Here is a 17,938-nt window from a genome sequence, read left to right as displayed (position 1 = left end):
CATCTCCCTGCCTTCAACAAGGCACGCCCCGACATTCAAGCCCAGTCGCCCGATCCACCATGGGCCATGAGCAGCCATCGCCTACGCCTAGGCCGTCACTCCATCATCGGCCAGGCCTACGTTCTGACCACAACGACGCATCAGCGTCGCCGGCTTTTTGAAAGCAAAGCCACCGCCGGTTGCGTGATCGATCAATTCCACTACATCGAACAACGAGGACTCGTACGGTCGCTGGCCTGGGTGGTGATGCCGGATCACGTGCATTGGATGCTGGAGCTGACGTCTGCGAACCTGGCCGATGTTGCGCGCCGGCTCAAGTCGTCCAGCTCGCTGGCATTGAATCGGTTGGCCGATCGTCGGGGTGTGGTATGGCAGTCTGGCTATTACGACCACGCGGTGAGGGCCGCGAAGTCGCTTGAGCGGCAGGCTCTGTACATCTTGGGGAATCCGATCCGGGCCGGGCTCACTGAAGAGATTGGGGAGTATCCGTTCGCATGGTCGGCTTGGCTGTGATGCCGGCCAGCGGCCGGCACTACCGAGGCATGTCGAGTGATTGCAGGTAGTGCCGGCCGCTGGCCGGCAACCTCAGCCAGTTTTCCGGTTTCTCCATTGACCACGTGGCGAGGGCCAATCGGAGCGATCGGGGAGTGTCCGTTTGCTGTGATGCCGGCCAGCGGCCGGCACTACCCGGAGATGGCGGGTGACTCCTGGCGGGCTGTCAGGGCAGGGTCAGACGGTACACCAGCACGCGGTTGTCGTTGTCGTATGGGCTGTCGCAAGGCTCGCCCTGCATGCGGCAATGACGGGCGATGAAGTCGTTGTCGTTGCCGATCAGCAGCAGCACGTCGTTCGGATGTTGTGCGTCCAGCGCCGGCAGCACGTCCATCGCCTCCCACTTCTCTGACAGCAGGCCGTCGTGCGGGCCGCGCCGGGTATCCAGATCCAGCCCGGCTCGGGCCAGCTGCGGACGGTCGAGCAGGTTCAGCAGTTCGTCGCTGCGGGCGGGCACGATCTCCCGCTTCAGCGCGGCGCCGGTTGGCTCGGCCAGCACCGACGCGGTGCTGGTTTCATAGGTGGAGCCTGCCAGATTGCTGGCGCCGGCCACATCCACCAGCAGCACCGACTTGTAGACGATCGGATCGTCGCCGTCCTTGCCCAGGCCATTGCCATCGCGCGCCAGCAGCAGGAAGCGGTGCGCGTCCAAGGCGCGTAGTTCGCTCTGCGCGGCGGTGCGGTCCAGCTTGCCCTTGCCGTCGTGGGCATAGGCCGGCAGGGCCATCACGTAATGGCCGATCGGCTGCTGCGGCGTCGGCGAGGCCGTCACGTCATAGACCAGCACACGGGTATTGATGCGGCCTGCGGCATTACCCTGCGCGCTGTCCTGCAGCGTCGCGCTCTGCAGGGCCACGAACAGCCGGCTGCCATCGGGCGAAAGGCCCATGCCTTCCACGCCCTGGTTGTTGCGGCGCCCGCTCTGCGGTGGGGCCAGTGAGCCGAACGCCGGCTTGCCATCGCGCTGCGGCCTGATCGCCGGCGGTGCCACTATCACGCCCTGCAGCTGGCCCTGTGCATTGAAGTAGTAGACGTTGGCGGTGTACTCATCGCCGATGTAGAAATGACCATCGGCAGTGAACTGCAGCGATTCCGCATCCAGCGAGACCTTGCCCGCACCGGCGCCGCTGGCCGGCGAGGGCAGCACCACCTCGCGCTGGGTGATCGTATGGTCACCCGGGTCGGCACCGGTGAACGTTTGGCCGTTGAAGTCCTTCAGCACAACGCCCTTGTCCGGCACCATCGTCAGCGTGCCCAGCGTGCCCGCCTTGCCCTGCGTCGTGTCGATACGCAGCCGCATGCGCTCCACGCGGCCGGCGTAGTCGTAGAACAAGCCGGCCTCGGGATCGTTGCGGCCACGGTCGGGCAGGGTCCACAGCACGCCCTCGTAGCCGTTGGCGGTGCGCTTCCAGGTGCCGGGCTGTACCGCCAGCGACGAGAACGAGCCCAGCGTGTCGCCGAGGAAGTCGACCGTGCCCGCCGGCAGCCGCCCGGCTGCAACCAGGCCTTTGTCCACATAGGTGCGGCCGCCCAGCTGCATAGTGCGCGGCGGTGCGTCGCTGGCCTCATGCGGGGCGGAATATCCGCTGGCCGACAATGTGGCCAGCAGCAGGGCGGTTGCGAGCATCAGTGGACTCCGGGCCGTCGATCAGAAGCGAAGGTCGAGGGTACCGAACACCTGGCGCGGTGCCGACGCATGGAACACGTACAGCTTGCCGGCCGGGTCGCTCGGCGCGAACACGCTCGAATCCAGGTTGCTGGCGTAGCGCTTGTTGGTCAGATTGGTCACATTGAACGACAGGCGTACGCCCTTGGCAAAGCTGACCTGGCCGAAGTCGTAGCCACCGGCCAGATCGAACACGGTGAAGCCACCAAAGCCCTGGTCATTGGTATAGGTGTAGAAGCGCTCGCCGGTGTACTTGCCACGCAGGCTGGCGAACCAGCCGTTGTCGCGCCAGGTGATCTCGGTGGCCAGCAGCTGTTTGGGGGTATCGGTCTGGATCTTGCCCTTGATCTGCTGCTCGACGCCGGCCTGCACGTAGTTCGACGCATAGGTCGAGCGGTTCAGCGAGGCCGAGGTGTACCAGCTGAAGTGCTCGTTCGGGGTCCACAGCACAGTCAGCTCGGCGCCACGGCTGTCGACGCCGCCCACGTTGTAGAAGCGGTTGCCGCAGGTGGGGCCAACCGGCTGCCGCGAGTCACAGGGGTTGTACTGCAGCAGGCGGTTGTCGAAGCGTACGTTGTAGGCGGCGATCGAGGCCTGCACAGTGTCGGTGACGAAGCGGTAGCCGGCCTCCAGCGAGCGCGATTCTTCCGGCTTCAGGTTGCCCTGCGCGTTCCAGGTGGCCTGGCTGACTGCCTGCGGACCCAGCTTGAAGCCGCCCTGGAACATGGCGATGTTTTCGGCGTAGCTGGCGAACACTTCGTGATGCTCGGCCAAGCGGAAGTTGGCGCCCACGCTGGGCAGGAAATTCCTGCTGGCCTTCAGCGAGCCGGTGGCGAACTGGTTGTTGGAGGTCGGCGGGATCGGCATCTTCGCATCGCCCGGCAGCGCCTGTGCGTCGGAGGTGGCATGCGGGCTCTTGGCGCCGAATTCCAGGGTCAGGCGATCATCAAGCAGGCGCCAGGTGTCCTTCAGGAAGAACTGATGGGTCTTCCAGCGCGTGCGCTGGGCGAACACGCCGACATCGGAGGGCAGGGTGTTCATGCCGCTGAGGTCGCGCGGGCCGTCCACGGCGGTCTGGTAGCGTTCGGCGCTGCTGGTGTTGCGCTCATACCAGACGCCGCCCTCGATGCGATGCGCGCCCAACTCCCAATCGAACGACAGCGTGCCGCCATCGCGGTCGATGGTATAGATCGTGTTGCGGAAGATGATCGGGATTTCCTGCGCGGTGCCCTTGTTCGACCACGCGCCGCTGTTCCAGTTGTGGCCTTCGCCGCGATCGTCATGGTGGTAGGCCAGCGCCCGCAGGCTGAAACCATCGGCCAGGAAGAAGTCGCCGGCCAGGTAGTAGAGATTGTCGTCGCGCAGGATCTGCCCGGCGGTGAACGCCCCGTCGGCATCCTTGTCCGGGCCACTGTTGTCGCACTTCTTCGCATTGAAGCTGGCCGTATTGCAGTAGGCCTTGGCCACCGCCTTGTTCCAGTCCGGCGCGTAGCCGCCCCAGTCCCAGCCCAGGCCGCGCGACATCTCGTCCTTGGACAGGTAGAGGTAGTCGGCCTGGGTGGTGCGCGACGTATCGACGAAGCCGGTGATCTGGCCGCGGCCGAAGTTCCACACGCCCTTGGCGTTGAACTGCTTGGTGATGGATTGGTTGTAAGCGGTCTGGTCGTTCCACAGGTCCGAGACGGCGTTCATGCCCGACACGTAGCCGGAGAAGCCGTTGTACTCGCCACTGTCCACGCGCACGAAGGTGCGACGGTTGGCATCGCTGCCGAAGGTCTGCACCACGCGGCCGCCGAGTTCCTGCGCCGGGCGGTCGGAGGTATAGGAAATCGTGCCGCCGAGGTTGCTGGTGGACGGCGTACCGAGGCTGCCGATGCCCACCGCCAGTTCCGCGCCGGCCATGTTCTCGCTGATCAGCGCACGGTTGATGGTCAGGCCGTTGTAGTTGTTGTACGCGCCATCGCCCAGCGGCACGCCATCCAGGGTGTAACCCAGGCGGGTGGAATTGAAGCCGCGCAGGCTGAGGGTCATCGACTGCTCGTTGGTACCCAGCGCATCGGCCGACTGTGCGTTGACGCCCGGCAGCAGGTTCAGGGTCTTCTGCAGGCTGGTGCCCGGCGGCAGGATGTCGAGGTTCTCGCGGGTGATGCGCTGCACCTGGCGCGCTTCACCGCTGCCGATCACCGAGACCGCGTCGAGGTCGGTGGCGGACGTGCCAGTGGAGGCCGGGGCGGCATCCTGCGCCCAGGCCGCGGGGGCAAGCGCAATGGACAGCGCAGCGGCCAACAAAGTCTTGGTCATGTTACGGACACTCAGGCAGGCACGAGCCACCGCGTGGGCGCGGAGCTCATGGAGTTCAAAAGGGGAGACAGCCGATGCGACCGGCAGCGCTGCAGGCGCCGTGGGTCAACGTGAAAATGGTGCGCTAGACAGATGACTGTCTGGTGACATGTTCATCCGTTGCGAGGGCTGACCTGTAGAGCCGAGCCCATGCTCGGCTGTTTCTGGCCGGAGCCGAGCGTGGCTCGGCTCTACAATGACACTTCTGTAGTGCCGGCCAGCGGCCGGCACTACCCCTTCGGTGTCTGGCGCGGCTTGCGCGTACGCTTGGGCTTTGCGGTATCGGCGCCGCTGGCGGCACCGTCCTGCAGCGCCTGCAACCACGACAGGGTGTCGACGTAATCGATGAAATGCCGCAGGTAACCGGGGCTGGTCGTCTGCATCGTGTCGAGCATGCGTTGTACCAGTACCGCCGAGTTCAGCGGGCCGCCGTCGGCCGGGGCTTCGGCGCGCAGCGAGCGGCGCACCTGCAGTTCGCTGCGCAGCTCGGTCCACTCGCGCTGTGCCTGCGCCAGCATCGGCACCTGCGGGTAATGCGCCAACGCGCGCGATCCCGCATCGAGATCGCGTACCAGGGCGCGCAGGCCCTCGCGTGCGGGCGGCTTACTTGCCATCCGGGGCCTTGGGCTTGGGAATCGGCGCGATCTCGACGCGGCGATTGCGCGCGCGGCCTTCTTCATTGGCATTGGAGCTGACCGGCTGCTCGCTGCCGAACGCGGCGGCAAACACCGCATCGGCAGGAACACCGTCGGCGATCAGCGTGCGGGTCACGGTCAGCGAGCGCTGCGCGGACAGCTCCCAGTTGTCGGCGAAGCGGCGGTTGCCTTCGCGCACCGGCGCGTCGTCGGTGAAGCCGCTGACCATCAGGATCTCTTCGCGGCTGCCCAGGTAAGCGGCCAGCGGTGCGGCCAGGCTGCGCAGCAGTTCCTGGCCTTCCGGCTGCAACTGGTCCGAGTTCAATGCGAACAGCACGCTGCCGCTGATGCCGATGCGGCCATCGACCAGGGTCACGCGGCCGGCGGCGAGCGGGCCGGCCAGTGCCTGTTCCAGGGTCTGCAGGCGCTTGGCCTCGGCCTGGCGCTGCTTCACTTCCTGGTCCAGCCGCTGCGACAGCTCCAGCTGCACGGCCACCACGCCGACCAGGATCAGCACGAATGCGCCCAGCAGCACCGACATCAGGTCGCCGAAGGCGGCCCAGATCGGCGCGTGCGAGCCACCATCGACCTCCAGCTCGTCGCTCATGCGCTACCGGCCTTGCCGCGCCGTGTGGCCAGTTGCTGCAGTTCCTCCATCACCTGCTTCTGCGACAGCAGGCTGAGATCAACCACCTCACGTGCCTGTGCCACGTAGTAGGCCAGCTGTTCGTCGCTGCGCGCCAGCGAGGCGTCCAGCGCGCCGCCGATCACTTCCAGGCGGCCGGACAGTTCGGCGGAGGCGCTGCCGAACTGCGCGACCGCTTCACCGAAGGCGCCAGCCAGCTGGCCCACATCTCCGGCGCTGCCACTGAGCGCTGCGGCTATGCCATCGAGCTTGCCGGTCTCGGCGGCGATATGGTCGGTGAAGCGGTTGCCGACGCGTTCCAGCAGCTCGGCCGAACCGCCGACCAGTGCGTCCACCGCGGTGCGCTGTTCGTGCGAGGCGTGGTTGATCGCATCAAGCAGGGTCTGCACGGTAGCCAACAGGCGCCCGCGCTCTTCCAGCATCGCGTTGTCGCGCACCAGGCTTTCCGACAGCGTGCTGCGCAGTTCATTGATGACGTCGGCGGCGGCCTTCGGCGCGGCGGCGGCGGTCTGCAGCAGGGTGGAGACTTCGGCGAGGGTGGCGCTGGCCTGCGCGCGGCCGTTGTCGCCGATCTGTTGTGCGGTCGTCGCCAGGGTGTCGCAGACCTGCTGTTGCTGCGCGGCCAGATCGCGGGAGATGGCCTGCAATGCGTCGCTCCAGTGTTGCAGGCGCTGCTCATCGCCGGCCTGCAACTGCGAATGCAGCGTGGCGTGCGCCTGCTGCAGTTCGGTGCTGACCGCGTCCCAGCGCGCCTGGCGCTGCTGTTCGCGGTGGTCCAGGCTGGCCTGAAGTTCGGCATGCGCACTCGCGGCGGCAGTCTGCGCGGCCTGCCAGTCCTGCGAGCGCTGCTGCTCGTGGTCCTGCAGCAGCGACTGGCTGGCGGAGTGTCGTTCGTCCAGCGCCTGCAGCAGCGCCTGCGCGCGCTCGTCCAGCTGCTCGCTGGCGGCCAGCAGGGCCTGTTGCTGGCGTTCGACCAGCGCGGTGTTCAGCGCCTGCTGCTGCTCGGCGGCGCTGCGCCAGGCCTCGGCATTGCCGCTGGCATCGGCCTGCAGGCGCTCGCCGATGCGTGCGACCAGTGCTTCGGCCTGCGTGCGTTGGCCCTCGCTGAAGCCCTGCAGGTGCTGGCGCAGATCGCTGACCAGCGCCTGCTGCGCCTGGGCCTGTTCGCCCACGACCTTGGCCCAGCTGACCTCGGTGGCCACGCGGCTGCGCTCGAAGCCATCGGCCAGCCCGGCCAGCTGTGCCTGCACGGCCTGCTCGACACGGGCGTGCAGGGCTTGGCCATGGTGAGCCAGGCCGGCCAGCGTGGTTTCGGCCATCGGCTGCAGCGCGCCACCGATGGCGGCGGCGCTGGCTTCGGCACCTTCGCGCAGCGACTGCTGCAACGAGACCGCCAGGCGTTCCTGCAGCGCCTGGCTCTGGGTCAGGAACTCGGCTTGGCCGGCCAGCAGGCGTTCGTTGGCGGCCGAGCTGTGCTGTTCAAAGGTCTGGGTCATCGCCTGCAGGCGGTCGACCAGCGCCGGCAACGCAGCGGACTGCGCCTGCAGCAGGCGCAACGATTCGGTGCGCTGCCAAGCCTGCGAGTACGGATGCAGGTCGCCGGCAACGGCGCGGTCCAGCTGCTGCACGGCCTGCAGGCGGTCGCGGCGCAGCAGGGCGGCCAGCAGGCCGAGCATGGCCGAGCTGGCAACACCGGCAATCGAGGTGCCAAAAGCTACCGCCAGGCCCTGCACCGGCGAGGCCAGCGAACCACGGATGGCGGCCATGTCGGTCGCGCTCTGCAGCGCAAGGCCGGTGCCGCGCAGGGTATCCATCATGCCCAGCAGGGTGCCGAGCATGCCCAGCAGCACCAGCAGGCCGACCAGGTACGGGGTCAGAACCGGTGCGGGCAGGGCAGTGCGCTCGCCTTCCACGCGCAGGCGCACGGCGTTGCGCAGGCTCACCGGCACGCGCTCCAGCCAGGGGGACAGGCTTTCCCGGGCAGCGGAAAGATCACTCAATGCACTGCGCAGCCCGTTGCTGGCCTGGCGATAGCGGTACAGCTCCACGCCACCGGCGATGTAGCAGGCCGCGATGATCGCCGCCACCGCCGCCCCCAGGGGATGCACCGACACATAGCCAATGCCGATCCAGCACACGGCCAGCAGGCCGACAAGGAAGACAACGACATGGAAAGCAGTTCTGGACATGGTGTTCCGGTCAGTGGGAGCGCAGGGCGTCTTGCAGCCCTTCGATCGGGTGGAAGCGCAGCTGCAGCTCGGCGAGCAGCAGCGTGCGCATGTCGTGGCGGAAGGCCGCGCGCCAGCCGGGCTGGCCGTGCACGCGCTCGAAACGGGCGCCGAGCACCGCTGGCGCGGTGGCCAGCAGGCTGTGCTCGCGCGGGGTGAGGGTCTGCTCCATCACCGCGTCGACCTCGGCCAGCCGCGCCAGTTCCGGCGACGCCTGTACCAGCTGGTCGCGCAGGCGCCCGCGCATGCGCCCGGTGGCGGTCTGGATGGCCTGCTGCAGCACCCGGTAGCGCTGCCGCAGCGAGGCGAAGTTGGGCGCGGCGGCGGCCTCGGCCAGGTCGAGCAAGCGCTCGGCCTCGGCATCCTCGCTGATCGAGGCGCGCAGGCTGGCCTGGGCCTGGGCGCAGTCGGCCAGCACATCCTCGACCGCCTCGGTGGCCTCGCCGGGCTCGGGCAGGCGTCCGCCGAGGGCCCCGGACAGGGCCACGGCGCGGCTCCAGTCCACCCACTGGCCGAGGCGATCGGTCAGGGCGGGACTGCTGGCCGGCATCGCGCCGTCGCTGAGACGGGCGAGCAGGCGGAGGAACTCCGGTCCACCCAGGACCGGCTGCGCTGCGTTCGCCATCAAGGGGTGAGGGGCCAAAAACCGTTGATTTTACAACCAGATGACCCCGGCTGGATGAAGGCGCGGCGGCAAGGCAGGACCCGCAGGCGCGACAAGGCTTAGAATGACCGGCTGCACCCACCCGTTCGACCCTTGGAGTACCCCATGACTGTTGCGCAGTTCTATCCGATCGGCACCCCCGGACAGCCCTGGGGCGACGCGGAACGCGCACAGTGGCGGGCCCGCCAGCAGCGCCAGCGCAGCTACCACGACGACGTGGTGGCGGCCCTTGAGCGCCTGGACGACAGCGTCTTCGACGTGATCCAGTACGGCCAGCTGGACTATGCCCCGGACCACTACCCGCTGTTTGCCGTGGTCAACCATGACTGGAACCCGGCGCTGCCGGCCGCGCTGATCACCGGCGGTGTGCATGGCTACGAGACCAGCGGCGTGCACGGCGCCCTGCAGTTCCTGGAACAGCAGGCCGAGCGCTACCTGGGCCGGCTCAACCTGATCGTGGCGCCGTGCGTCAGCCCCTGGGGCTACGAGCGCATCCAGCGCTGGAACCCGGATGCGATCGATCCGAACCGCAGCTTCCGTGACGGTGGGCAGATCGAGGAAGCCGCCGCCCTGATGGCCTGGGTGGCCGAGCGCAAGCCGAAACTGCTGGTGCACCTGGACCTGCACGAGACCACCGACAGCGACCTGCACGAGTTCGACCCGGCACGCTGCGCCCGCGACGGCAAGCCGTTCGAGCGCGACACCATTCCCGATGGCTTCTACGTGATCGGCAACAGCGAAGATCCGCAGGCCGAGTTCCAGAAGGCGCTGATCGCTGCGGTCGCGCCGGTCACCCACATCGCCCCGGCCGACGCCGAGGGCAACCTGGTCGGCCTGCCGTTGCAGTCGCCGGGCGTGGTCTGGGGCGAGTCGCGTTCAATCGGCGCCTGCGCCGGCTTCACCGATGCGCGCTTTGCCACCACCACCGAGGTCTACCCGGACAGCCCGCGCACCAACCCGCAGGAATGCAACGACGCGCAGGTGGCGGCGGTGTGCGCAGGCCTGGATTTCGCCCTGGCCGCGCAGTAAGCCATTCCCGCATCGGCAGCGCCGGGCCACGCCTGGCGTGTACGGGTGTGGTCTAGCCCAGCAGAATCACGCCCCACACCGCGCCGACCATCAGCAGTGCGGTGGTCTGCGCGGCGCTGCCCATGTCCTTGGCGTTCTTGGAGAGCGGGTGATGATCGAGCGAGATGCGGTCGACCACCGCCTCGATGGCCGAGTTGAGCAGCTCCACCAGCAGGCTGATGAAGCACACGGCCAGCACCACCGCGCGTTCGACGGTGCTGATGTCGAGCACGAAGGCGGCGACCGTCAACAGCGCGTGCAGCAGCAACAGCTGGCGGAACGCAGCCTCGCCACGGAAGGTGGCGATGAAGCCATCACGTGAGTGGATCAGCGTGTGCAGGATACGGCGCAGCCCGGTCTTGCCGTGCGGGTACTTGCCGCTGTCCCTGGGATGAGGTGGCTGCATGCCGGCCCTGCGATGAATGACCTCGCACCAGCATGGACAGGCGTGCGTCGGGAAATCGTCGGATGGCCGCAGGCCGTTTACCCGGCCGGGCTGCGCGAATCGCGGATCGAGTACACCACCGAGAAGATCTTCCAGCCCCGTTCGGTGCGGACCAGCTGCCACAGCTCCTTGCCCCAGTTGGTCTTCTCGCCGTCGTCGTGGAAGCTGTAGTCGAAGGATACCGAGGCCACGTCGCCATCGGTTTCGATCCTGGTATTGAAGAATTTCTCCTCCCTCGGCTTCGGCGACGCGACGGCGCCGTCGATCAGCGCGATGAAATTGTTGGCGGGAATCTTCCGCGCCTTGATCGCATCGGGCTTGGCCTTGCGGATGTCCTGCAGGCGCACATCCTCGGACACGAACTGCCAGCCGATGTCTTCCGGCTTGTCAGAGAAGAACAGGCCCATGTAGGTCGGCTTGTCCTTGTTGATCAGCGAGGTGCGGAAGGACTCGACCACCTGTTCGATGGCCTTGACGTCGGCAGGCGCGTTCTGCGCGGCGTGGGCGGGAAGGCTGGTGAGCAGAACGGCGATCAGGGGAATCGTCAACGAACGCGCCATGAATCTCCTTGGGGGCGGGTAGCGACCTGTGCCGGCGCCTGCTGGCCGGGGCCGTAGCACTCTACACGCGTGGACAGGTCAGCGGCGCAGTGCGTCGATGATCAATCCGCTGGCAATCTCTACCAGCAGGTACTCGGTATCGGACTGCCGCACCCAGCGCTGGTCGCGGCCCGGCGCGCGCAGATGGTAGCGTGCGTAGTCGTCCACCCAGTAGCGGCGGTCCACCTCGGCCCAGGGCAGGCGTTCACCGCGTCGCCAGGCCTTCTTCTGCCAGCCCGGCGGCGGCGCCTCGCGGTTGTGCGGCCCGCCGGCATGCGGTGGCGGGCCATTGCCACGCGCGTGGTGCGGCGGGTCGGCGAAGGCCGGTGCACTGGCGCATGTCGCGGCGGCGGCCAATGCAATGGCAAGCCATCGTGTGGTGTTCATCGCTACCTCCGGTAACCGCCGCAGCAGGCGGCGGGCGCGGAGACTATAGAGCGGGGCAGGTGAACGCATCATTCAATGGGTTCGGCCTGGCCCGCGACGGCGCTGATGGCCGCCACCACCGCCGCAGGATCCTCGCGCTGGAGGTTGTGCCCGGTCGGCAGATAGCGGTGCGAGCCACGCGTGAAGGCCGAGAAGAGCAGGGCGTGCTGGTGCTTCCAGAGGGCCTTGCCTGCGGCGGTTTCCTCGAAGAACAGGGGCTCGGCCGCCAGCTGCGTTGCAGTGAGCAGTGCGACCGGGACGTCCGGCATCGTGCGCGGGGTGTCCGCACCGGGCGCATCGAGCTGCTCGATCAGCAGGGTGTAGTCGGCGGCAAGCACCGGAGGCAGCATCGCCCGCAATTGGGCATCGTCGGCCTGCACGCGCGCGCTGTCGGCTGCCATGAAGGCGTGGCGCTGGCCCAGGGTGGCCGGGTCCACCAGGACCAGGCCCTGCAGCCGCTCGGGATGGCGGCGGGCGAACTCGGTGGCCAGCAGTCCGCCGTAGGAGTGGCCGACCAGCACAATGCGGCGGCCGGGCGCCAGGGTATCGATGACAGCGGTGAGGTCGGCCAGATGCGCATCGATGCGCTTGGGCTGGCCGTCGCTGCCGGATCGGCCGAGGCCGGCACGGGCATAGGCGATGCTGTGGTAACCCTGGCCCAGGCCTGCAATCACGCTCTTCCAGGCGCCCGCGCCCTGTCCGAACCCGGATTCAAAGACCACCGTCACCGGGCCCGCGCCAGACTCTTCGGCCTGCAGCGTGTAGGCGCCACGGTTCACCTGGATTTCCCCGGCGTGGACACTGCCTGCGGCCGCCAGCACCGCAGCCAGCACCCACAACGTCACTCGGCTGCTCTTCATTGCCACTCCCCTGGGCCGTGACGCGTGCCAGCCCGTGTGATGGGTTGGGTCTGCAGCGCCATGCTGCAGCCCGTCGACCTCGCGACAGGTCGTGCTGGTAATGTAGTGAGGTATAACACCAGCAGCCTGTGCTGGAAGTCATCCTGTTGGGCCGGTGTGCGCATCTGCACGGGTACGTTGCGCACTTGTCGCGCGCCGAGGCGATGTGCAACGTCGGAACCCGTGCGGCAACAGCTCTGAAGGACGGCGATGCGGGTGATTCTGGCGGTGATGCTGGCGGCGTTGGCGAGCCCGGCGATGGCACTGGAGGCGGCAACGCCGGCGCAGTTCGACAGCCATGTGGTGCAGGACCCGGCGCTGGGAGAGGTCGGCTGGCACCTCGACAATGTCAACGCGCAGGCGGTAGGGCCGCTGGTGGTCTGGCTGCCCGGCTCGGGCGCGTTCCCGCATTTCCAGCGTTTCAGCGATGGCAGCCGGGGGGCCAGCTTCCCGCGTGACCTGTTCGCCTTCCGCGACCGCGCGCATTTCCTGCTGGTGGACAAGCCCGGCATCCCGTTTTCGGCGGAGCTGCGCCTTGACCAGGCCAAGGGACGACCGCTCCCACTGGATGGGCCGATCTATCGTGCCGGCCTCACGCGCGAGAACCTGATCGCGCGCACGGTGCTGGCCATCGCTGCGGCCCGCCGCAGCTTGGGGGATAGAGTCTCGCAGGTGGTGATCATCGGCGGCTCCGAAGGCGCGCAGTATGTCTTTGCAGTGGCTGCACTCGCCCACGCCGACAAGGCCGTGGGCTGGGGTGGGCTGGCACTGCCGCAATATCACGACTTCATCATCGAGCAACGGCTGCGCGCCGAACGTGGCGAGATCACCCGCGCCCAGGCGCAGGCGTCGGTCGAGGAGATCTTCGCGGCCATCAAGGCGATCAACGCCGACCCGCTCGGTCTGCAACAGACCTTCATGGGGGAGACCAACCGGCGCTGGTCCGGGTTTGGCCCGCATGCGGTGGTGGACGACATGCTGGCGCTGGATATCCCGTTGCTGCTGGTGCAGGGCGGCGACGACGACAAGGCACCGATCATCAACACCGACCTGGCGATGGTGGCCTTCCTGTCCCGTGGCCGCAGCAATCTGGACTATTGGGTGTATCCGGAGGCCGACCACGGCTATCGGGTGCCCGATCCGGCGAATCCGGGCAAGCGCGTTTCCATTGCGCCGGACATCTGGACGCGTGTCTGGGCATGGGTGACGAAGCAGCCCTGACCCGGACGCACGCTGGCGCAAGCGGGAGGGCAGGGCAGGTGGGCAACGGGGCAGAACGAAGTCTCCGCCCCGTCGTCCAGGGTCATCGCGCTACGGTCGCCCATCCACCTGCAGCCGCACCACCGCTTGCGCGCCCAGTGCCAGGGCTGCCTGTTTCAGTCCTTCCATCACCCGGTCGCCTACGTACTGGTCGGGCTCGCCGTTCTGCCGGGTGCGCTCGGCGGCCAGCAGGATCTCGTGCACCACCCGCAGCCCGGCGAGCGCGCCATCGGCGTCGGCCAAGGCGAGGCGGCGTCCGGGAAGCAGGTAGCGTTCCGGCCACGGCTGGCCATCCGCCGCGACGCCGCTGTTGATGCGGTTCAGATTGGCAATGAAGGAGTGGCTGTCGGCAGGTGCTGGGCGCGCGGCGGGTTCGTCAGCGTTGGCCGGGCCGCGGTAAGCATGCAGATGGGGAAAGTCCGGTTCGTTCATGGCAAGGCTCCGTGCAAGGCAATCGGTAGCCGCCACCCGGAAGGTGGCGGGCGGTACGTGGTTCGAATCCGGGTTGGCCTCAAGCCGGTGGGCGCGAACGCCCCCACGCACCGCCCGCCATGTATCGGCAGACGGATTGCCAGCCGGTGTCACGCAAGGCGGCACCGACTGGCAAGCGCAATCACTCAAAGCCAACACGGGATTCGAAACCCGGCCACCCGTTTTCGGTGGCGTGCCATCTGAACCCTCGATGCTGTGCCATGCCCATCAGGAGAGTTGCAAATTGGTTCTGATTGAAGACGCGTTCGGCAGTGTTCCACGCTGTTGAGTGCTGACAGCGCTGGCTGGCGCAGGCATCCCCTTGTGCTTGGGCATCTGCGACAGGCGTCGTGATCGTGACGGATGGTACGGCGGGCCAACCGCGTCGATAGCGACAAAGCATCCCAATTCAGCGGCGCGCGCCCCGGGTTGACGCTTTCACCGCCCCAGCGCACTCTGGGCACTGGGGTCGACAACCCGTTCAGGGGGCAGGCTGCAGGGTGGTGCCAGGAGGTGGAACAGCCATGAGCCAACTCACCGACAGCTTCGGACGCAGCTTTCCGTACCTGCGCTTGTCGCTCACCGAAGCCTGCAACTTCCGTTGCAGCTACTGCCTGCCCGACGGGTATCAGGCTGACGGCCGCCCACGTTTCCTGCAGGTGGATGAGATCGCGCGCCTGGTGCGCGCGTTCGCCGCGCTGGGCATGAGCAAGATCCGCCTGACCGGCGGCGAACCCAGCCTGCGCAAGGACCTGGACGAGATCATCGCCACCGTGGCGGCGGTGCCGGGCATCGCCAAGGTGGCCATCACCACCAATGGCACGCTGCTGCCCAGGCGCCTGCCGGGCTGGCACCGCGCCGGGCTGACCGCGCTGAACGTGAGCATGGACAGCCTGCAACGCGAACGCTTCGCTGCCATCACCGGTCACGACCGGTTGCCGGAAATCGAGCAGGGCCTGGCCCTGGCGCAGGCGCTGGGCCTGCCGTCGATCAAGCTCAATGCGGTGCTGCTGCGTGGCCTGAATGATGATGAGCTGCCGCAGTGGATGGACTATCTGCGCGAGCGGCCTTTCAGCGTGCGCTTCATCGAGCTGATGCGTACCGGCGACAACGAAGCCTATTTCCAGCGCCATCACCTGCGCGCCGATGTGATGATCGAGCAGCTGCTGGCCGCCGGCTGGCACGAGCACCCGCGCGCGGCCGACGCCGGCCCGGCGCGCGAGTTCGGCCACCCCGACCATCGCGGCCGCATCGGCATCATCGCCCCGTATTCGCGTGACTTCTGCAAGGGCTGCAATCGCCTGCGGGTGACCGCCAAGGGCGACCTGCGGCTGTGCCTGTTCGGCGAGTTCGGCGTGCCGCTGCGGCCGCTGCTGCAGCACGACGACGACCATGACGCGCTGCTGGCGCGCATCACCACCCAGCTTGGCCTGAAAGCGGCCGGGCATGGCCTGCACCAGGGCCAGACCGGGCTGACCCCGCATCTGGCCTCCATCGGAGGATGAGCAACACGATGAGTGGGGAATGGAATGCGGCGTTTCACATGGCCGATGTGCGCAACAAGCGCATCACCCGACGGCGTGCGGTGGCGGTGGGCGAACTGCATGCCGGCCCGGTGGCGTATCCGCTGATTGTCGAGCGCCGCCTGCCCAAGGGCGATGCGCTGGTGATGGCCGAGATTGCCGGCCTGCAGGGCGCCAAGATGGCCTCGATGCTGATGCCGCTGTGCCACCCGTTGCCGCTGGAACTGGTGCAGGTGTTCTGCGCGCCGGTGCCGGAGCGGCAGGCGATCCGCGTGTGGTGCGAGTGCGCCAGCGAAGCGCGCACCGGCGTGGAGATGGAAGCACTGGCCGGGGTCAACGCGGCGCTGCTGACGCTGTATGACCTGAGCAAGCCGGTGGAACCGGCGCTGCGCATCGAAGGCATCCGCCTGCTGTTCAAGGAGGGCGGCAAGCGCGGCGTCTGGCTGCACCCCGAGGGCATGGACGAGGCCGAGCGCGCGCGTTTCAAGCCGCGTGCGCCGAAGGGCCTTGAGGGTGCCAGGTGTGCGGTGATCACCCTGAGCGACCGCGCCAGCGATGGCACCTATGAAGATGCATCCGGCCCGACGCTGGTGACCGGCCTGCAGAAGATGGGCGGAGAAGTGGTGGCTGCTGAAGTGCTGCCCGATGGCATCGAGCCGTTGGCCAGCCGGGTGCAGGCGCTGGCGGGCGAGGGCGTGCGCCTGTGCCTGTGCACCGGCGGTAGCGGCCTGGGCCCACGTGACCTGACCCCGGAAGCGCTGCGTTCGTTGAACGCGCGGCCGGTGCATGGCCTGGCGCAGATGGTGCGCGCGCTGAGTGCGCAGCACACGCCGATGGCCTGGCTGAGCCGCGCCGAGGTGGTGCAGCTGGGCAGCATGCTGGTGTTCGCGCTGCCGGGCAGCCCGAAGGCGGCGGCACAGTGCCTGGACATCCTGGCGCCGGTGCTCGGCCACGCACTGGCGATGGTCGATGGCGGCGGCCATGCCGAAGGGGGCGCGGCATGATTGCCTACAGCGAAGCCTTGCAGCATCTGCTGGACGCGGCCATGCCGCTGCCGGCCGAGCACCTGCCGTTGCATGAAGCGGCTGGCCGTATCCTGGCCAGTGACATCCACAGCGCGCAGTCGCTGCCGCCATTCGACAACTCGGCAATGGACGGCTTCGCGCTGCGCGCCGAAGGCCGGGTGTTCGAATCGGGTGCCGAATTGGCGGTGCAGGGCTGGCAGGCCGCCGGTGATGCCAGCGCCGAAGGCGGCGAGGGTGCCTGGGAAATCATGACCGGTGCACGCATGCCGTCCGGGCTGGATACGGTGGTGCCGATCGAGAATGTGCGGATCCTTGCCAGCGAAGCAGGCCGGCCGACCCGCGTCGCACTGACCTCGACGGTGAAGCCGGGCCAGAACGTGCGCCTGCGCGGCCAGGATGTGAGCGCAGGTGATCGCGTGCTGCAGGCGGGGCAGACGCTGGATATCAATGCCCGCACCCTGCTGCACGCCCTCGGCGTGGGCGAGGTGGCAGTGGTGGCGCGGCCGCAGGCGGCGGTGATCGCCACCGGCAAGGAGCTGGTGACCGAAGCGGCGCAGGCGCTGGAATCGGGCCAGATTCGTGACAGCAACCGGCCGTACCTGGTCGGCCGCCTGCAGGCAGCAGGTGCTGCGGTGGTCTGGCAGGGTACGGTGGGCGACGACGAGGCCGCCTTCAATACGGTGCTGGATGAGGCGCTGGGCGCTGGCGCGCAGCTGCTGATCAGTACCGGCGCGGTGTCGGCCGGTCGCTACGACTTCATTCCCGATGCGCTGGCCGGGCGCGGTGCACGCATCGTGTTCCACAAGGTGGCGATCCGCCCGGGTAAACCGCTGCTGTTTGCGGTGCTGCCCAATGGCGCGCTGTATTTCGGCCTGCCGGGCAACCCGGTGTCGGCGGCCGTCGGCCAACGCTTCTTCGTCGAGCCGGTGCTGCGCCGCCTGTTGGGGCTGGCGCCGGAGGCCGTGTTGCAGCTGCCGTTGCAGGCCGACGTGCGCAAGCCGCCGGGCCTGCGCTTCCATGCGCGGGCGCGGGTGGAGGTGGATGCACAGGGGCGCCTGAGCGCGCGCGTGCTGTCCGGGCAGGAATCGTTCCGTTTGATGTCCATGCTGCAGGCCAACGCCTGGGTGGTGCTGGAGGCTGACGGTGACCTGGCCAGCGCCGGCACTTACGTGCGCGTGCAGGGCTGGGGCCACCACGAACCGGTGCAATTGGTGAGCCAGGAAACGTGATGAAACAAGTGACGTTGCAGTTGTTCGGTGCGTTTTCCGATCTGGACGCCCGCCGCGAGATTGCGGTGGAGGTGGCCGGTGGCACCGTGGCCGACCTGCGTCAGGCGCTGCGCGAGCTGCTGCCGGTGCGCTGGCCGGGCTTCCGCGCCGGCCTGCTGGACTATTCGGCGTTTGCCGACCAGCAGCGCGTGCTGCGCGACCATGACGCGCTGCCCGACGATGGCCGGGTGGCGATCCTGCCGCCGGTCAGTGGAGGTTGAGC

The 17,938-nt window shown here is 68.0% G+C and carries 18 protein-coding genes; 7 read left to right on the top strand and 11 right to left on the bottom strand.

The features are described from left to right. The first annotated feature begins 66 nt into the window (after positions 1–66). On the top strand, positions 67–513 hold the full coding sequence (locus tag C9412_RS05880; RefSeq protein ID WP_107230762.1) for a transposase: 447 nt from the start codon (positions 67–69) through the stop codon (positions 511–513). A gap of 205 nt (positions 514–718) precedes the next feature. On the opposite strand, the gene C9412_RS05875 is transcribed toward C9412_RS05880, so the two are convergent. The 6 genes from C9412_RS05875 to C9412_RS05850 form a co-directional block, all read right to left on the bottom strand. Continuing rightward, complete coding sequence (locus C9412_RS05875) at positions 719–2,179, bottom strand: esterase-like activity of phytase family protein (protein WP_107230761.1); 1,461 nt, start codon at positions 2,177–2,179, stop codon at positions 719–721. Between the two features lie 21 nt (positions 2,180–2,200). Further along, positions 2,201–4,519 carry a TonB-dependent receptor gene (locus C9412_RS05870; RefSeq protein WP_107230760.1) on the bottom strand — a complete coding sequence of 773 codons (2,319 nt, stop codon included), beginning with the start codon at positions 4,517–4,519 and terminating at the stop codon, positions 2,201–2,203. 269 nt (positions 4,520–4,788) lie between these two features. Beyond that, positions 4,789–5,172, bottom strand: coding sequence for a DUF2894 domain-containing protein (locus C9412_RS05865; protein ID WP_219906192.1), 384 nt, complete (start codon positions 5,170–5,172; stop codon positions 4,789–4,791). Beyond that, positions 5,162–5,800 (bottom strand): OmpA family protein, encoded by a 639-nt coding sequence (locus C9412_RS05860; RefSeq protein ID WP_099553377.1) that lies wholly within the window; start codon positions 5,798–5,800, stop codon positions 5,162–5,164. Before C9412_RS05860 ends, C9412_RS05865 begins: the two co-directional genes overlap by 11 nt. Beyond that, positions 5,797–8,028, bottom strand: coding sequence for a DUF802 domain-containing protein (locus C9412_RS05855; protein WP_107230758.1), 2,232 nt, complete (start codon positions 8,026–8,028; stop codon positions 5,797–5,799). The genes C9412_RS05860 and C9412_RS05855 overlap by 4 nt, the downstream gene beginning before the upstream one ends. A gap of 10 nt (positions 8,029–8,038) precedes the next feature. Then, positions 8,039–8,692 carry a DUF3348 family protein gene (locus tag C9412_RS05850; protein ID WP_107230757.1) on the bottom strand — a complete coding sequence of 218 codons (654 nt, stop codon included), beginning with the start codon at positions 8,690–8,692 and terminating at the stop codon, positions 8,039–8,041. A gap of 144 nt (positions 8,693–8,836) precedes the next feature. Between C9412_RS05850 and C9412_RS05845 the strand changes: the two genes are divergently transcribed. Continuing rightward, a complete protein-coding gene (locus tag C9412_RS05845) occupies positions 8,837–9,760 on the top strand; it encodes a M14 family metallocarboxypeptidase (RefSeq protein WP_107230756.1) in 924 nt (307 codons plus the stop codon). A 52-nt stretch (positions 9,761–9,812) separates the two neighbouring features. Here C9412_RS05845 and C9412_RS05840 read toward each other — a convergent pair whose 3' ends face one another. The 4 genes from C9412_RS05840 to C9412_RS05825 form a co-directional block, all read right to left on the bottom strand. Next, positions 9,813–10,205, bottom strand: a complete 393-nt coding sequence (locus C9412_RS05840) for a diacylglycerol kinase (RefSeq protein WP_107230755.1) — start codon at positions 10,203–10,205, stop codon at positions 9,813–9,815. 77 nt (positions 10,206–10,282) lie between these two features. Beyond that, positions 10,283–10,804, bottom strand: coding sequence for a hypothetical protein (locus tag C9412_RS05835; RefSeq protein ID WP_107230754.1), 522 nt, complete (start codon positions 10,802–10,804; stop codon positions 10,283–10,285). A 78-nt stretch (positions 10,805–10,882) separates the two neighbouring features. Then, positions 10,883–11,230 carry an RcnB family protein gene (locus C9412_RS05830; RefSeq protein WP_107230753.1) on the bottom strand — a complete coding sequence of 116 codons (348 nt, stop codon included), beginning with the start codon at positions 11,228–11,230 and terminating at the stop codon, positions 10,883–10,885. A 68-nt stretch (positions 11,231–11,298) separates the two neighbouring features. After that, positions 11,299–12,129 carry an alpha/beta hydrolase gene (locus tag C9412_RS05825; protein ID WP_107230752.1) on the bottom strand — a complete coding sequence of 277 codons (831 nt, stop codon included), beginning with the start codon at positions 12,127–12,129 and terminating at the stop codon, positions 11,299–11,301. A gap of 249 nt (positions 12,130–12,378) precedes the next feature. On the opposite strand from C9412_RS05825, the gene C9412_RS05815 reads away from it, so the two are divergent. After that, entirely contained in the window at positions 12,379–13,389 is a 1,011-nt protein-coding gene (locus C9412_RS05815) for a hypothetical protein (RefSeq protein ID WP_181358729.1), read from the top strand. A gap of 90 nt (positions 13,390–13,479) precedes the next feature. On the opposite strand, the gene C9412_RS05810 is transcribed toward C9412_RS05815, so the two are convergent. After that, on the bottom strand, positions 13,480–13,860 hold the full coding sequence (locus C9412_RS05810) for a hypothetical protein (protein WP_107230749.1): 381 nt from the start codon (positions 13,858–13,860) through the stop codon (positions 13,480–13,482). 563 nt (positions 13,861–14,423) lie between these two features. Here C9412_RS05810 and moaA point away from each other — a divergent pair. From moaA to C9412_RS05790, 4 genes are read left to right on the top strand one after another with little or no spacing between them, the layout of a single operon-like run. Then, positions 14,424–15,404 carry a GTP 3',8-cyclase MoaA gene (gene moaA, locus C9412_RS05805; RefSeq protein WP_107230748.1) on the top strand — a complete coding sequence of 327 codons (981 nt, stop codon included), beginning with the start codon at positions 14,424–14,426 and terminating at the stop codon, positions 15,402–15,404. 8 nt (positions 15,405–15,412) lie between these two features. Continuing rightward, on the top strand, positions 15,413–16,426 hold the full coding sequence (gene moaCB / locus C9412_RS05800) for a bifunctional molybdenum cofactor biosynthesis protein MoaC/MoaB (RefSeq protein WP_107230747.1): 1,014 nt from the start codon (positions 15,413–15,415) through the stop codon (positions 16,424–16,426). Next, positions 16,423–17,676, top strand: coding sequence for a gephyrin-like molybdotransferase Glp (gene glp, locus C9412_RS05795; protein ID WP_107230746.1), 1,254 nt, complete (start codon positions 16,423–16,425; stop codon positions 17,674–17,676). Before moaCB ends, glp begins: the two co-directional genes overlap by 4 nt. Further along, entirely contained in the window at positions 17,676–17,936 is a 261-nt protein-coding gene (locus C9412_RS05790; protein WP_107230745.1) for a MoaD/ThiS family protein, read from the top strand. The genes glp and C9412_RS05790 overlap by 1 nt, the downstream gene beginning before the upstream one ends. The last annotated feature ends 2 nt before the right edge of the window (positions 17,937–17,938 follow it).

The sequence above is a fragment of the Stenotrophomonas sp. Nf1 genome (genome assembly GCF_003028475.1).
Taxonomy (GTDB): Bacteria; Pseudomonadota; Gammaproteobacteria; order Xanthomonadales; family Xanthomonadaceae; genus Stenotrophomonas.
The sequence above is the reverse complement of the archived record's forward strand: the minus strand, read 5'-3'. Positions and strand labels throughout refer to the sequence as shown.

Bases quoted from the DNA above. Each gene is read 5' to 3' on its own strand.
- C9412_RS05880 (WP_107230762.1), top strand. From the start codon at position 67: ATGAGCAGCCATCGCCTACGCCTAGGCCGTCACTCCATCATCGGCCAG.
- C9412_RS05875 (WP_107230761.1), bottom strand. From the start codon at position 2,179: ATGCTCGCAACCGCCCTGCTGCTGGCCACATTGTCGGCCAGCGGATAT.
- C9412_RS05870 (WP_107230760.1), bottom strand. From the start codon at position 4,519: ATGACCAAGACTTTGTTGGCCGCTGCGCTGTCCATTGCGCTTGCCCCC.
- C9412_RS05865 (WP_219906192.1), bottom strand. From the start codon at position 5,172: ATGGCAAGTAAGCCGCCCGCACGCGAGGGCCTGCGCGCCCTGGTACGC.
- C9412_RS05860 (WP_099553377.1), bottom strand. From the start codon at position 5,800: ATGAGCGACGAGCTGGAGGTCGATGGTGGCTCGCACGCGCCGATCTGG.
- C9412_RS05855 (WP_107230758.1), bottom strand. From the start codon at position 8,028: ATGTCCAGAACTGCTTTCCATGTCGTTGTCTTCCTTGTCGGCCTGCTG.
- C9412_RS05850 (WP_107230757.1), bottom strand. From the start codon at position 8,692: ATGGCGAACGCAGCGCAGCCGGTCCTGGGTGGACCGGAGTTCCTCCGC.
- C9412_RS05845 (WP_107230756.1), top strand. From the start codon at position 8,837: ATGACTGTTGCGCAGTTCTATCCGATCGGCACCCCCGGACAGCCCTGG.
- C9412_RS05840 (WP_107230755.1), bottom strand. From the start codon at position 10,205: ATGCAGCCACCTCATCCCAGGGACAGCGGCAAGTACCCGCACGGCAAG.
- C9412_RS05835 (WP_107230754.1), bottom strand. From the start codon at position 10,804: ATGGCGCGTTCGTTGACGATTCCCCTGATCGCCGTTCTGCTCACCAGC.
- C9412_RS05830 (WP_107230753.1), bottom strand. From the start codon at position 11,230: ATGAACACCACACGATGGCTTGCCATTGCATTGGCCGCCGCCGCGACA.
- C9412_RS05825 (WP_107230752.1), bottom strand. From the start codon at position 12,129: ATGAAGAGCAGCCGAGTGACGTTGTGGGTGCTGGCTGCGGTGCTGGCG.
- C9412_RS05815 (WP_181358729.1), top strand. From the start codon at position 12,379: ATGCGGGTGATTCTGGCGGTGATGCTGGCGGCGTTGGCGAGCCCGGCG.
- C9412_RS05810 (WP_107230749.1), bottom strand. From the start codon at position 13,860: ATGAACGAACCGGACTTTCCCCATCTGCATGCTTACCGCGGCCCGGCC.
- moaA (WP_107230748.1), top strand. From the start codon at position 14,424: ATGAGCCAACTCACCGACAGCTTCGGACGCAGCTTTCCGTACCTGCGC.
- moaCB (WP_107230747.1), top strand. From the start codon at position 15,413: ATGAGTGGGGAATGGAATGCGGCGTTTCACATGGCCGATGTGCGCAAC.
- glp (WP_107230746.1), top strand. From the start codon at position 16,423: ATGATTGCCTACAGCGAAGCCTTGCAGCATCTGCTGGACGCGGCCATG.
- C9412_RS05790 (WP_107230745.1), top strand. From the start codon at position 17,676: ATGAAACAAGTGACGTTGCAGTTGTTCGGTGCGTTTTCCGATCTGGAC.